Origin of the sequence: Erwinia sp. MMLR14_017, from assembly GCF_033657285.1 — a bacterium.
Taxonomy (GTDB): domain Bacteria; phylum Pseudomonadota; class Gammaproteobacteria; order Enterobacterales; family Enterobacteriaceae; genus Erwinia.
The window spans coordinates 519,426-533,966 of sequence record NZ_JAWVWP010000001.1 but is presented as its reverse complement, the minus strand read 5'-3'; the positions used below and the strand labels follow the sequence as shown (position 1 = coordinate 533,966).

Here is a 14,541-nt window from a genome sequence, read left to right as displayed (position 1 = left end):
AACGCCGGCCTTAAGACTTCTTACATCACCAGACGGCGGATATCAGCCATGATAGTGGCGATATAGGCCGCGAAGCGAGCGCCTGCCGCACCATCGATCACACGGTGATCGAAGGAGAGTGACAGAGGCAGCATCAGGCGAGGAACGAACTCTTTACCGTTCCAGACCGGCTCCATCGACGATTTGGAGACGCCGAGGATCGCCACTTCCGGCGCGTTGACGATTGGGGTAAACGAGGTACCACCAATGCCGCCAAGGCTGGAGATGGTGAAGCAGCCGCCCTGCATATCACTGGCGGTCAGCTTGCCGTCACGCGCTTTTTTGGAAATCACCGACAGCTCATTCGACAGCTCAACGATGCCTTTACGGTTCACATCTTTAAAGACCGGAACCACCAGGCCGTTTGGCGTATCAACCGCCACGCCGATGTTGATATATTTTTTCAGCGTCAGCTTCTGGCCATCTTCAGAGAGCGAGCTGTTGAAGCGTGGGAACTCTTCCAGCGCTTTGGCAGCCGCCTTCATGATGAACACCAGTGGGGTGATCTTCAGATCCAGCTTCTTCTTCGCGGCTTCTTCATTCTGTTGCTTACGGAAGTTTTCCACTTCGGTAATGTCAGCCTTGTCGTGCTGGGTAACGTGAGGGATCACGATCCAGTTACGGCTCAGGTTGGCACCAGAAATCTTCTGGATGCGGCCCAGCTCGACTTCTTCAATCTCACCGAACTTGCTGAAGTCGACCTTCGGCCACGGCAGCATGCCAGGCATTCCGCCACCAGCGGCAGCCGCTGGAGCTGATTCGGCACGCTTAACCGCATCCTTCACGTAAGACTGAACGTCTTCTTTCAGAATACGGCCTTTACGACCGGTGCCTTTAACCTTCGCCAGATTGACGCCGAACTCACGCGCCAGACGACGAACAACCGGCGTTGCGTGCACGTAAGCGTCGTTCTCTGCGAACTCAGCTTTAGCTTCCGCTTTCGCAGGCGCTGCTTCGGCCTGTTTAGCCGGGGCAGCTTCTTCCTGTTTCGCGGCAGGCGCGGCGGCGGGTGCGGCACCCTCCACTTCAAAGACCATGATCAGGGAACCGGTGCTGACTTTGTCGCCGGTGCTGATTTTGATCTCTTTCACGGTTCCCGCGAACGGCGCAGGCACTTCCATTGAGGCTTTGTCGCCTTCAACGGTGATCAGCGACTGTTCGGCAGCCACTTTATCGCCCACTTTTACCATCACTTCAGTGACTTCAACTTCATCGCCACCGATATCAGGCACTTCAACGTCTTTTACGCCGCTGGTCGCCGTTGGTGTCGCTGCTGCTTCTTCTTTCATCGCAGGTTTAGGCGTTTCGGCTGGCACTGCGCCTTCCGCTTCAAAGACCATGATCATGGAACCGGTGCTGACTTTATCGCCGGTGCTGATCTTAATCTCTTTCACAATACCCGCGAACGGTGCAGGCACTTCCATCGAGGCTTTGTCGCCTTCAACGGTGATCAGCGACTGCTCTGCTTCAACCTTGTCGCCCACCTTGACCATGATCTCAGTGACTTCAACTTCGTCAGAACCGATATCCGGCACGTTCACATCTTTGCTTTCTGACGCGGCGGCTGATTCTTTTTTCTCTTCAGCTTTAGCCGGTACGGCGGCTTCTTTTTTCTCTTCAGCTTTAGCTGGTGCGGCTTCGGCTGCACCCTCAGCGGCTTCGAAGATCATAATCAGTTTGCCGGTTTCAACTTTGTCACCGGTGCTGATTTTGATCTCTTTCACCACGCCAGCCTGCGGAGAAGGCACTTCCATAGAGGCTTTATCGCCCTCTACGGTGATCAGCGACTGCTCTACTTCTACCTTGTCACCCACCTTGACCATAATCTCGGTGACTTCAACTTCGTCTGCACCGATATCCGGTACGTTAATTTCGATAGCCATTAATCTTTACCTCTTATGCCAGACGCGGGTTGACTTTATCGGCATCGATATCGAATTTAGCGATCGCTTCCGCCACCACTTTTTTATCAATCTCACCGCGTTTAGCCAGTTCACCCAGAGCCGCTACCACCACGTAAGATGCATCCACTTCGAAGTGGTGACGCAGGTTTTCGCGGCTGTCAGAACGTCCGAAACCATCGGTGCCCAGTACGCGATAGTCGCTGGCTGGCATGAAGGTACGGATCTGCTCGGCGAACAGTTTCATATAGTCGGTTGACGCAACGGCAGGTGCATCGTTCATGATCTGAGCGACGTAAGGCACGCGCGGCTCTTCCGTTGGGTGCAGCATGTTCCAGCGCTCACAATCCTGACCATCACGCGCCAGCTCAGTGAAGGAAGTCACGCTGTAGACGTCGGAACCTACACCATAATCTTTCGACAGGATCTCAGCCGCTTCACGCACGTGGCGCAGAATAGAGCCGGAACCCAGCAGCTGCACTTTTCCCTTGCTGCCTTCAAGCGTATCCAGCTTGTAGATACCCTTACGGATACCCTCTTCCGCACCCTGCGGCATCGCAGGCATGTGGTAGTTTTCGTTCAGCGTGGTGATGTAGTAGTAAATATTTTCCTGCGCTTCGCCGTACATACGCACCAGACCGTCATGCATGATGACTGCCACTTCGTAAGCATAGGCCGGATCGTAAGAGATACAGTTCGGGATAGTCAGAGACTGAATGTGGCTATGACCATCTTCGTGCTGCAACCCTTCACCGTTCAGGGTAGTACGACCGGAGGTACCGCCCACCAGGAAGCCGCGCGCCTGCTGGTCGCCTGCTGCCCAGCACAGGTCGCCGATACGCTGGAAACCAAACATTGAATAGTAGATGTAGAACGGGATCATCGGCAGGTTATTGGTGCTGTAAGACGTTGCCGCCGCCAGCCAGGAGGCGCCTGCGCCCAGTTCGTTGATCCCTTCCTGCAGGATCTGCCCTTTCTCATCTTCTTTGTAGTAAGCAACCTGCTCGCGGTCCTGCGGGGTGTACTGCTGACCGTTCGGGCTGTAAATACCAATCTGACGGAACAGACCTTCCATACCAAAGGTACGCGCTTCATCGGCGATGATCGGCACCAGACGATCTTTGATCGACGGGTTCTTCAGCATCACGTTCAGGGCGCGCACAAAGGCGATAGTGGTGGAGATCTCTTTGTTCTGCTCATCCAGCAGCTGACGGAAATCTTCCAGCGCCGGCAACGAAAGCTTCTCGCTGAAGTTTGGCTGGCGGGTTGGCAGGTAGCCACCCAGCTTCTCACGCTGACCGTGCAGGTATTTGTACTCTTCAGACTCTTTGTCAAAGGTAACGTACGGCAGGGTTTCGATGCTGGCATCGTCAACCGGCACGTTGAAACGATCGCGGATATAGCGCACGCCATCCATGTTCATTTTCTTGACCTGGTGCGCGATGTTTTTGCCTTCCGCGGATTCACCCATACCATAACCTTTGATGGTGTGGGCCAGAATGACCACAGGTTTCCCTTTGGTATCCTGCGCTTTTTTCAGTGCCGCGTAGACTTTCTTCGGATCGTGACCGCCACGGTTCAGTGACCAGATCTCATCGTCAGACATATCTTTGACCAGCGCTGCGGTTTCCGGGTATTTGCCAAAGAAGTGCTCACGCACGTACGCGCCATCGCGGGATTTAAAGGTCTGATAGTCGCCGTCAACGGTTTCGTTCATCAGCTGAACCAGCTTGCCGCTGGTATCTTTGCGCAGCAGCTCATCCCAACGTCCGCCCCAGATAACTTTAATCACTTCCCAACCGGCGCCAGCAAAGATGCCGTCCAATTCGTTGATGATTTTGCCGTTACCGGTAACCGGGCCATCCAGGCGCTGCAGGTTACAGTTGATGATGAACACCAGGTTGTCCAGCTTCTCACGGGTGGCGATGGTGATCGCCCCTTTCGATTCTGGCTCATCCATTTCACCGTCGCCCAGGAAGGCGTAAACGGTCTGCTGGGAAGTATCTTTCAGGCCGCGGTGCTCAAGGTATTTCAGGAATTTCGCCTGATAGATCGCGCCGATTGGCCCCAGCCCCATCGATACGGTCGGGAACTGCCAGAAATCAGGCATCAGTTTAGGGTGCGGGTAAGACGAGAGGCCTTTACCATGCACTTCCTGACGGAAATTGTTCATCTGCTCTTCGGTCAGACGGCCTTCAAGGAAGGCACGAGCGTAGACGCCCGGAGAGATGTGGCCCTGGAAGTAAACCAGATCGCCGCCATCTTTTTCGCTACGCGCACGGAAGAAGTGGTTAAAGCACACTTCATAGATGGTGGCAGAAGACTGGAAGGAGGACATGTGGCCACCCAGCTCCAGATCTTTCTTCGATGCACGCAGAACGGTCATGATGGCGTTCCAGCGGATAGCGGAACGGATACGACGCTCTAAAGAAGTATTGCCCGGATAGTCCGGCTCGTCTTCAACGGCAATAGAGTTGACGTAGTTGCGGGCGCTGAGACCTGCCGCCACTTTTACGCCACCTTTACGTGCTTCATTCATGACCTGGTCGATCAGGAACTGTGCGCGCTCAACACCTTCTTCACGGATGACCGATTCGATCGCCTGTAGCCAGTCGCGAGTTTCGATCGGATCCACGTCATTGTGTAAACGTTCTGACATGGGGGTATTCCTTATCTGTGTCTAATACGTTGAATTGTCTGGAGCCTGTCTCGTTGTGCTAACTCTGAAGTAAAGCACACTGAGACAGGCTCGTCGTTTATGCCTTGCCTGCGACAAGGCACAGTTCCGCGTTATGGTTACGCGTTAGTCCTTACGTTGCTGTAATCGTCGTAAGGAGCGCTCTCGGCGACTCTGCTCGCGACTTCTGTCCAGCAATATTTCCTCAATAAACGCCAGGTGACGGTGTGAGGCTTCGCGGGCCTGTTCCGGCTCACGTGCCACAATCGCCTCAAAAATACTGGCGCGATGACCGCTCACTTTTGCCAGCATTTCCCGGCGCGAGTAGAGCAATTCAAAATTCTGTCGGACGTTCTGTTCCAGCATCGGCCCCATACTGCGGAGCAGATGCAGCAGTACCACATTATGCGCGGCCTCTGTGACAGCGATCTGATACTGCATCACCGCACCCGCTTCGGCATCAAGATCACCGCTCTCCTGCGCCGTCTGGATCTGAATATGGCAATGGCGAATGCGTTGTAAATCTTCATCTGTCCCACGCAGTGCGGCGTAATAGGCCGCTATCCCCTCCAGCGCATGGCGGGTTTCCAGCAGATCAAACTGTGATTCCGGGTGACCCGCCAGCAGCTCGACCAGCGGATCGCTCAGGCTTTGCCACAGGCTGGTTTGCACAAAGGTCCCACCGCCCTGACGGCGTAACAGTAAACCTTTGGCTTCCAGACGCTGGATAGCTTCACGCAGAGAAGGACGGGAGACATCGAACTGTTTAGCCAGCTCGCGTTCTGGGAGCAGCTTTTCACCCGGACGCAAGGTCCCTTCCATAATCAGGGACTCGAGCTGCTGCTCGATAGCATCGGATAGCTTTGGTTGGCGGATTTTGCTGTAGGCCATCATCCCTTCTTCTGCCAGTTGCATGAGTAAATTGGTAATACCAATTGCAAAAAGGTGCCCGTAAAGTAACAAAGTATTCACCTCATGTCCATATGGCAACCTGGTGAAACAGGACGCTGGTCTCGTTTTGCTATAAAGGTTTACCCCGCCTCAAACGCCGGAAAAACCGCCCTGTTTGAATGTTAAATTTTTTAACTTTTCTCAAATCCGGCAGACGTTTAGTGCGCAAAAAAACGGCTTACCATAAGAGAAAACTATGCCCTGAAGGGTGCCTTTGTAACCAAAACAGGTAATCTTACTGAGCGCTTTTTTTTTAAGCACTCTCCCGCACAAAAAGAGAAAGCGAGTGCATTAGAGGGCGCTTATCACTATTCTTGTCGCGAAGGTAGCCTGAACCTCTTTTTCATGCCTCTGGCACTGTAAATTTTTCAATACGTTACCTGGAAGAACTGACTTACGAAGGCGCGTCTTCGTAGAGAATAATAACGACATCATGAGGTTTACTATGGAACAACTTCAGGGCGACACGCTGAAACGGGGGCTAAAAAACCGCCATATTCAGCTTATCGCGTTGGGCGGTGCCGTGGGCACCGGCCTGTTTCTGGGCATTGCCGATACCATTCGTATGGCCGGCCCGTCGGTGTTGCTGGGCTATGCTATCGGCGGCTTCATTGCCTTTCTGATTATGCGTCAGCTCGGCGAAATGGTGGTGGAAGAGCCGGTAGCGGGATCGTTCAGCCACTTTGCCTATAAATACTGGGGCAATTTTGCTGGTTTTGCGTCCGGCTGGAACTACTGGATCCTCTATGTGCTGGTAGCAATGGCTGAACTCACCGCCGTGGGCAAATATATTCAGTACTGGTATCCCGAAATCCCCACCTGGGTTTCCGCAGCGGTATTCTTTGTGCTGATTAACGCCATCAACCTGACTAACGTGAAAGTCTATGGTGAGATGGAGTTCTGGTTCTCAATCATTAAAGTGGCTGCCGTGGTGGGCATGATCCTGTTCGGCTGCTGGCTGCTGTTTGGCGGCCATGCAGGCCCGGATGCGAAAGTTTCTAACCTCTGGGACCGGGGCGGCTTCTTCCCTAACGGCATTTCCGGGCTGGTGATGGCGATGGCGGTCATTATGTTCTCCTTTGGCGGTCTGGAGCTGGTGGGAATTACCGCCGCAGAAGCCGATAACCCGGAAAAGAGCATTCCCAAAGCGACAAATCAGGTGCTGTACCGCATCCTGATTTTCTATATCGGCTCACTGACCGTGCTGCTTTCACTCTACCCGTGGACCAAAGTGATTGGTGGCGCCAGCCCGTTCGTGATGATTTTTCACGATCTCGGCGACAGCCTGGTAGCGAATGCGCTGAACGTGGTGATCCTGACGGCGGCACTCTCGGTCTATAACAGCTGCGTTTACTGCAACAGCCGTATGCTGTTCGGTCTGGCGCAACAGGGCAATGGCCCGAAAGCGTTGTTGAAAGTCGATGCGCGCGGCGTACCGGTGACGGCTATTGGCGTTTCTGCCGCCGCTACCGCGCTCTGCGTATTAATTAACTACCTGATGCCGGGCGAAGCCTTTGGCCTGCTGATGGCGCTGGTGGTCTCTGCACTGGTGATCAACTGGGCAATGATCAGCCTGGCGCACCTGAAATTCCGCCGTAAAAAGGATCAGCAGGGCGTGGAAACCCGCTTTAAAGCGCTGCTCTATCCGCTGGGTAACTGGATCTGCCTGCTGTTCCTGGCAGGTATTCTGGTGATTATGGCAATGACGCCGGGCATGGCGATTTCCGTCTGGTTAATTCCGGTCTGGATAGCCATTCTGGGCGTGGGCTATATGATTAAGTCCCGCACGCAAAAAGCATAATGATCAGAGGGCACTTCGGTGCCCTCTTGCTGATTTGCTCGCCCCACTCCCGCACCTTTACCATCGCCTGGCTTCCCGCTGCCGCTTCACCTTTTACCTTTCACGCTCCCAGCTTCCTCTTCCTGATTCCTGCTTATTATCTTATTACCTGCCATATTCTCCAGCCGCTCTTACTAATGCCTTTACCTCCGTTAGCGGAAAGACTTAAGTGTTATCCTACTCACACTTTTAAACCCACAGGCGATTTGTCCATCTCTGTGACGCTTTCTGCCAGCGCAAAGCGGGCCTAAGTCATTAATAATGCACTTCATGATTCCAGTGAGAGAAAAATCCATGAAGAGCGCGGCGCTGACGGTTAGAGAAAAGATTGGGTATGGCATGGGCGATGCAGGCTGCAACATGATTGGCGGGGCGATCATGCTGTTCCTTAATTATTTCTACACAGATGTGTTTGGCCTGGCGCCTGCGCTGGTTGGCGTGCTGCTGCTTTCGGTGCGGGTACTGGATGCGGTTACCGATCCCATTATGGGTGCAATTGCCGACCGGACGCAGAGCCGGTGGGGACGTTTTCGTCCATGGCTGTTGTGGATCTCCCTGCCTTATGTGGTATTCAGCGTGCTGATGTTTACCACGCCCGACTGGACTTATAACAGCAAAGTTATCTATGCCTTTGTGACCTATTTTCTGATGTCGCTGACCTATACCGCCATCAATATCCCTTACTGCTCGCTGGGCGGTGTGATCACTAACGATCCTGGTGAGCGCGTCTCCTGTCAGTCCTATCGCTTTGTTATGGTCGGCATTGCCACGTTAATTCTCTCCCTTTCGCTCCTGCCAATGGCGGAGTGGTTTGGCGGCGAGAACAGAGCGCGCGGTTATCAGATGGCGATGAGCGTGCTGGCTCTTATCGGCCTCTGTATGTTCCTGTTCTGCTTTGCGACCGTGCGTGAACGTATCCGGCCCGCCGTGCCAAGCAACGATGACATGAAGGCGGATTTACGCGACGTGTGGAAAAACGATCAATGGGTACGTATCCTGCTGCTGACCTTTTGCAACGTTTGTCCGGGCTTTATCCGCATGGCCGCAACCATGTATTACGTTACCTGGGTGATGGGCCAGTCCACCCACTTTGCTACCCTGTTTATCAGCCTTGGCGTGATTGGCATGATGGTAGGCAGCACGCTGGCCAAAGTGCTCACCGACCGCTGGTGCAAACTCAAAGTCTTTTTCTGGACCAATATTGCACTGGCGATCTTCTCCAGCGGATTTTACTTCCTTGACCCGCAGGCTACCGTGCTGGTGGTAGTGATGTACTTCTTCCTTAATATCCTGCACCAAATCCCTTCGCCGCTGCACTGGTCATTGATGGCCGATGTGGATGACTATGGCGAATGGAAAACCGGCAAGCGCATTACCGGCATCAGCTTCTCCGGTAACCTGTTTTTCCTGAAGGTGGGCCTGGCGGTAGCGGGTGCCATGGTTGGCTTCCTGCTCTCCTGGTATGGTTACGATGCGGGTGCAAAAACCCAGGCGCCGAGCGCCATCAACGGCATCGTGCTGCTGTTTACGGTGATCCCTGGTGTGGGATATCTGATTACCGCAGGCGTAGTCCGTCTGCTGAAGGTTGACCGCCCGATGATGAGGCAAATCCAGCAGGATCTGGAAAAACGCCGCACCAGCTTCCAGGAGCTTAATGACTATCATGACAGCAAAGCCGCTGTTAAACCGGTGAATACATAATGACGACTTCCCTGTGGCAAAACCCGTTTATTGAGCAACGCGCCGATCCCTTCATCCTGCGTGAAAACGGCCAATATTACTTTATCGCTTCCGTTCCGCAATACGACCGGCTGGAGATCCGCAGTGCGGATACCCTTAATGGCCTGGCCTCTGCCCGACCGGTTGTGGTCTGGCGCAAACCCGAACAGGGGCAGATGAGCGAGCTTATCTGGGCGCCAGAGCTGCACAAAATCGGCGGAACCTGGGTGATTTACTTTGCCGCTGCGCCCACCAGGGCGATTAAAGATGGGCTGTTCCAGCACCGGATGTTCGCACTGGCCTGCACGGATAGCGACCCGATGACGGGGGAATGGCGCGAATGTGGGCAAATTGTCACGCCGATCGACAGCTTTGCCCTGGATGCCACCCATTTTGTGCATCAGGGTAAGAACTGGTATCTGTGGGCGCAAAAAGATCCGTACATTGCCGGCAACTCCAACCTTTATCTGGCCGAACTGGCGTCACCCTGGGCGATAAAAGGCCAGCCGGTGATGCTCAGTAAGCCAGAATATGAGTGGGAATGCAGAGGGTTCAGCGTCAATGAGGGGCCTGCGGTGATTCGACACGGAGAGCGGCTGTTCGTCAGCTATTCTGCCAGCGCAACCGATGAGAACTACTGCATGGGCTTATTGTGGATTGCGGCGGAGGCCGATCCGCTGAATCACGCAAACTGGCATAAATCCCCGCATCCCCTGTTCACCACCAGCTATGAAAACCGACAGTTTGGCCCCGGACACAACAGCTTTACGGTAACGGAGCAGGGAGAGGATGTGCTGGTCTATCATGCCCGTAATTACACAGAGATTGAGGGCGATCCGCTGTACGATCCTAATCGTCATACGCGCCTCAAAACCTTCAGCTGGAACGCGGAAGGCATGCCGGAATTTGGCACGCCTCCTGCCGATACGGTGTCAGACTAATGTGCCGTAGATCGTCAACAGCGCGACCACAACGACCATAACCAGCGAAACCTTCTTCGCCAGCGCCACGGCCACGCGAGGGGTTTCAACTTTGTCGGTATGCGGGTCGCGGGCCAGAGAGAACTGGGCAAGGCGTGTCAGTACCTGGTACTGCGGAGTATGACGATCGGTGAGTGAGGCAAACCAGGCCGGAAGCGCCCGCTCACCATGCCCTAACAGCGCATAGGCCACACCAACCAGCCGTACCGGCAGCCAGTCAACCACATGCAGCACGGCATCCACGCCGGACTGCGAGCGCTCCAGCGGCGAGTGGTGGCGCGCCAGCCAGGATTGCCAGGCGCGCAGAAAAGCGTAGCCCACCAGCAGCACCGGCCCCCAGGCGCCGCCGACCACAAACCAGAAGAGCGGTGCCAGATAGTAGCGGAAGTTAATCCACAGCAGCGCATTCTGCAGCGCACAAAGGTACTCACGCTCATCACATTCAACAGGCAGCCCATGGATCAGCGACAGCTCTTCCGCCATCGCCTGATGGGTATCCTGGTCGTTGCGGCTCGCCGCTTTAAGATAAGCATGATAGTGCAGACGAACAGAACCAGCGCCGATACAGAGCAGACCTACAGCAATCCAGAACAACAGCTGTAGCACGCCAAAAAATAGTCCTTTTAACGCCAGCAGGCACGCCAGCACCACAGCCATTGCTGCCAGTGTCATCAGCAAGGTGCGAAACAGGCTGTATTTATGTCGACGGCGAAACATCCCGGCAAGGTGGTGATCGAACTGCCAGTGCTCACCCATCTTGAAAAGACGTTCCCAACCCAGAACTAACAATAAACTAAAAAGCGTCATGCCTGTGGCTCCTGTACTGACGCATCCGGCGTTAAGCCTGACGCGCCCCGAAATCGGTTCCAGTCAAAAGCCGGACCGGGGTCGGTTTTTCTGACCGGCGCAATATCACTGTGTCCGGTAATATGCTCAGCCATTTGTGGATAGTGTGAGATCAGCAGTTGGGTGACGGCCTGCAGAGCCTGATACTGCTCGTCGGTATAAGGCAACGTATCTGTGCCTTCCAACTCAATGCCTATTGAAAAATCGTTGCAGGCTTCACGGCCCTGATAAGTGGAAACGCCGGCATGCCAGGCGCGGAGATGAAAAGGGACATACTGAATAATTTCGCCATCGCGGCGGATAAGGCAGTGTGCAGAAACCCGAAGATGCGCGATTTCGGCAAAAAAGGGATGAGCCTGCGGATCAAGGTTTCCGGTAAACAGCGCATCGATCCACGGACCGCCAAATTCCCCCGGCGGTAAACTGATGTTGTGAATAACCAGTAACGATGGCGTTTCATTGTCCGGACGCTCATTGAAATGCGGCGAGGGAACCCGCTTCACTCCTGCAATCCAGCCCGCTTGCAGCTGCATGCCCTGCTCTCCTTTTATAACGTAATCATCAGAGTAGCATGAATCATTTTCAGAAAAACAAACTTCTGGTGCGCCTGAAAAAGGGCGCTGAAAAATAAAATCGTTTTTTTTGCATCCGGTTTGCTGCCTCCGCCGTAAATAGCTTTGTAAGGCAACCCTGCCTTCTCTTACCCTCAAAGGAATAGATCATGAAAACACTCGTTCGTACGGCTCTTTGCGCGTCATTACTGTTCAGCGGTGTAGCAATGGCGGACTCAATGACCAGCACGGTAATGGTCGGCGGCTCTGCAATGTTTCCTTCAAAAAATATTGTCGAAAATGCGGTGAACTCAAAAGATCACACCACGCTGGTCGCGGCAGTTAAAGCGGCTGGTCTGGTAGATACGCTGCAGAGCAAAGGTCCTTTCACCGTCTTCGCGCCTACTAACGCTGCCTTTGCTAAACTTCCTGCGGGCACGGTAGATAACCTGTTGAAACCAGAAAATAAAGCGATGCTGACCAGCGTCCTGACTTATCACGTGGTCTCCGGCAATCTGGATATGAAGCAGTTAGAAAAAAAAATTAAGCAAGGTAATGGCCGTGCAGAGTTGAAAACCGTTAACGGGCAGTCGCTCTGGATCATGAACAACGGCCCGCACAATATTCAGCTAAAAGATTCCCAGGGAAATATCGCCAACATCAGTACCTATGATGTGCACCAAAGCAACGGCGTTATCGATGTTATCGATACTGTACTGATGCCAAAATAAGAAATAAACGTTATACCAGGTGCAGCAGGATTCATCAGAATTCTCTGCACCTTATTGACAGGAAGCTTCATGACGGACGACGTTATCGACAGTCAGATCCTTTTGCTTCAGGCGGTCGGCCAGGGTGACCGGCGAGCGTTTGAACAGCTGTACCGCCAACACTCTTCGTACCTTTTTGCTATTGCCCTGCGCATGCTGCGTCGACGCGGCTGGGCAGAAGAGGTGTTGCACGACACGATGCTGGCTATCTGGCAGCGGGCAGCCACTTACGATCCAACACTCAGCGCCCCAAAAACCTGGATGACAACATTCATTCGCCACCGGGCCATTGATTATCTCCGACTGAAAGCCAACCAGGTCACGCCGCTGGAAACGCTTGATGTGGCAAGAATGGAGGAGGCTGAAGGGCTTGCCTGCACGTTTGCAGACGCTCTGCCTTCGACATCTGAAGCGCGCCGGCTGGCGGGCTGCCTGGAGAATCTGCCAGGGGAACAGCGACAAAGCGTGATGCTGGCCTACTATCAGGGGCTTTCACACAGTGAGATTTCAGCGCATATGGAGCAACCGGCAGGCACGGTGAAAAGCTGGATCCGTCGTGCGTTGGCCCATTTGAAAGAGTGTGTGGGAATATGAAAACAGGCAACCATGTTGATTCGGCTCTCGCCGCAGAATATGCCCTCGGTACGTTACGCGGCCCCGCACGTCAGCACTTTGAGCGCCGCCTGCAGCAGGATCGCGCCCTGCAGGAAGAGGTCAGCCGCTGGCAAACTCAGCTTGGCCACATGGATACTTCCCTTAAGCCGGTGACGCCTCCTGCCGAGGTGTGGCAAAAAATTCTGCGCAGTTTGCCTGTAGAGCAACGCGTGCGGATGCCGTTCAGATGGCACTATCTGGGCTGGGCGCTGGCGGCCTGTTTTGCCGGTGCTTTGCTGGTGAATATTTATCAGCAGCCCGCCTCGCTGCAGGCGATTGCCGTGCTGAACAGCAGCGGCAGTCAGCACGGATCCTGGGTGGTTGCCTTTGATCGCGCCAAAAGCGAGCTGACCCTGCAAGCGGTTAATACCGGTACGTTGGCCGACCGTCAAAGTTTTGAGCTATGGCTGATCCCGCCGGGACAAAAACCGCAATCGCTGGGTGTGGTTAATCCTGCCAGCGTGACCCGCATCAGCGTGGATAAAACACGCCTGAACGTCTTGCCGCTGCTGGCTATCAGCCTGGAGCCAAAAGGCGGTTCGCCTACCGGTCAACCTACCGGACCGGTCGTATTCAGCGGGAAAGTCGCACAGAGCTAATTTGTCACCCAACGGCCCACGCTGGCTGGCAAGCCGACGTTAAAAAGGCTAGCATGACCGGACTCTCTTCCCGACTTTTCGGAGTTCGACCATGACGACCCGCCGCTACGATCCGGACAGCCGCCGCACGGCGTTGCTGGAACGTATTGAGGATGATATTCCACCAAGCGTTGCTCAGGCTCTGCGTGAAGACCTGGGTGGCGAAGTAGATCCCTGTAAAGATATCACTGCCAGCCTGCTGCCAGCTGAGGCTACCTCTCATGCCATCGTAATTACGCGTGAAGCAGGCATTTTTTGCGGCAAGCGCTGGGTAGAAGAAGTGTTTATTCAGTTGGGTAATAAAACCGAAATTACCTGGCATGTGGATGACGGCGATAAGATCATGGCCGATCAGATCCTCTTCGAAATTACCGGCCCCTCGGCTTTGATCCTCACAGCTGAACGCACCGCGCTGAACTTTGTCCAGACGCTTTCCGGCGTGGCGACCGAAGTTAGCCGTTATGTGTCAATTCTGGAAGGCACCCGCACGCAGCTGCTGGATACCCGAAAAACCTTGCCAGGTCTGAGAACCGCCCTGAAATATGCGGTGCTTTGCGGCGGTGGCGCAAACCATCGCCTCGGGCTTTCCGACGCTTTCCTGATCAAAGAAAATCACATCATCGCCACCGGCTCGATTCGGGATGCCGTAGAAAAAGCGTTCTGGCTGCACCCGGACGTACCGGTTGAAGTGGAGGTGGAATCGCTGGAGGAGCTGACTCAGGCTCTGGATGCGGGCGCAGATATCGTAATGCTCGACAACTTTACCGTTGACCAGATGCGTGAAGCGGTAAAACTAACCGATGGGCGTGCACAGCTTGAAGTCTCTGGCAATGTTACGGATGAAACGCTTCGCACCTTTGCAGAGACCGGCGTGGACTATATCTCCGTTGGCGCACTGACCAAGCACGTCCGTGCCCTGGATCTGTCGATGCGTTTCAAATAGACCCCTCTCACGCCATCCTTCTGTGATGGCGT

Annotated in this window: 12 protein-coding genes; 7 read left to right on the top strand and 5 right to left on the bottom strand. The window is 54.3% G+C overall.

Translation table 11 applies throughout. The features are described from left to right. Nucleotides 1-20: 20 nt before the first annotated feature. The 3 genes from aceF to pdhR form a co-directional block, all read right to left on the bottom strand. On the bottom strand, nt 21-1,922 hold the full coding sequence (aceF, locus tag SD961_RS02500) for a pyruvate dehydrogenase complex dihydrolipoyllysine-residue acetyltransferase (protein WP_318788821.1): 1,902 nt from the start codon (nt 1,920-1,922) through the stop codon (nt 21-23). 13 nt (nt 1,923-1,935) lie between these two features. Further along, the gene (aceE, locus tag SD961_RS02495; RefSeq protein ID WP_318788820.1) at nt 1,936-4,599 is read right to left on the bottom strand and encodes a pyruvate dehydrogenase (acetyl-transferring), homodimeric type; all 2,664 of its coding nucleotides are present in this window, start codon (nt 4,597-4,599) and stop codon (nt 1,936-1,938) included. 144 nt (nt 4,600-4,743) lie between these two features. Continuing rightward, entirely contained in the window at nt 4,744-5,508 is a 765-nt protein-coding gene (gene pdhR / locus SD961_RS02490; RefSeq protein WP_318788931.1) for a pyruvate dehydrogenase complex transcriptional repressor PdhR, read from the bottom strand. Nucleotides 5,509-6,013: 505 nt separating this feature from the next. Here pdhR and aroP point away from each other — a divergent pair. From aroP to SD961_RS02475, 3 genes are all read left to right on the top strand, one after another. Beyond that, nucleotides 6,014-7,369: an aromatic amino acid transporter AroP gene (gene aroP, locus SD961_RS02485; protein WP_318788819.1), complete on the top strand. Its 1,356-nt coding sequence runs from the start codon at nt 6,014-6,016 to the stop codon at nt 7,367-7,369. 333 nt (nt 7,370-7,702) lie between these two features. Then, complete coding sequence (locus SD961_RS02480; protein ID WP_318788818.1) at nt 7,703-9,109, top strand: MFS transporter; 1,407 nt, start codon at nt 7,703-7,705, stop codon at nt 9,107-9,109. Beyond that, on the top strand, nt 9,109-10,068 hold the full coding sequence (locus SD961_RS02475) for a family 43 glycosylhydrolase (protein WP_318788817.1): 960 nt from the start codon (nt 9,109-9,111) through the stop codon (nt 10,066-10,068). Before SD961_RS02480 ends, SD961_RS02475 begins: the two co-directional genes overlap by 1 nt. On the opposite strand, the gene ampE is transcribed toward SD961_RS02475, so the two are convergent. Together ampE and ampD are read right to left on the bottom strand one after the other, a co-directional pair. Beyond that, nucleotides 10,060-10,914 carry a beta-lactamase regulator AmpE gene (gene ampE / locus SD961_RS02470; protein WP_318788816.1) on the bottom strand — a complete coding sequence of 285 codons (855 nt, stop codon included), beginning with the start codon at nt 10,912-10,914 and terminating at the stop codon, nt 10,060-10,062. The two genes, SD961_RS02475 and ampE, sit on opposite strands and share 9 nt — an antisense overlap. Beyond that, nucleotides 10,911-11,486 (bottom strand): 1,6-anhydro-N-acetylmuramyl-L-alanine amidase AmpD, encoded by a 576-nt coding sequence (gene ampD / locus SD961_RS02465; RefSeq protein ID WP_318788815.1) that lies wholly within the window; start codon nt 11,484-11,486, stop codon nt 10,911-10,913. The genes ampE and ampD overlap by 4 nt, the downstream gene beginning before the upstream one ends. A 188-nt stretch (nt 11,487-11,674) precedes the next feature. On the opposite strand from ampD, the gene SD961_RS02460 reads away from it, so the two are divergent. The 4 genes from SD961_RS02460 to nadC all read left to right on the top strand — a co-directional run bounded on the left by SD961_RS02460 (nt 11,675) and on the right by nadC (nt 14,509). Next, nucleotides 11,675-12,235, top strand: coding sequence for a fasciclin domain-containing protein (locus SD961_RS02460; RefSeq protein WP_318788814.1), 561 nt, complete (start codon nt 11,675-11,677; stop codon nt 12,233-12,235). Between the two features lie 69 nt (nt 12,236-12,304). Further along, on the top strand, nt 12,305-12,868 hold the full coding sequence (locus SD961_RS02455) for an RNA polymerase sigma factor (protein WP_318788813.1): 564 nt from the start codon (nt 12,305-12,307) through the stop codon (nt 12,866-12,868). Continuing rightward, nucleotides 12,865-13,527, top strand: coding sequence for an anti-sigma factor domain-containing protein (locus SD961_RS02450; protein WP_318788812.1), 663 nt, complete (start codon nt 12,865-12,867; stop codon nt 13,525-13,527). Before SD961_RS02455 ends, SD961_RS02450 begins: the two co-directional genes overlap by 4 nt. 91 nt (nt 13,528-13,618) lie before the next feature. Further along, nucleotides 13,619-14,509, top strand: coding sequence for a carboxylating nicotinate-nucleotide diphosphorylase (gene nadC / locus SD961_RS02445; RefSeq protein ID WP_318788811.1), 891 nt, complete (start codon nt 13,619-13,621; stop codon nt 14,507-14,509). The last annotated feature ends 32 nt before the right edge of the window (nt 14,510-14,541 follow it).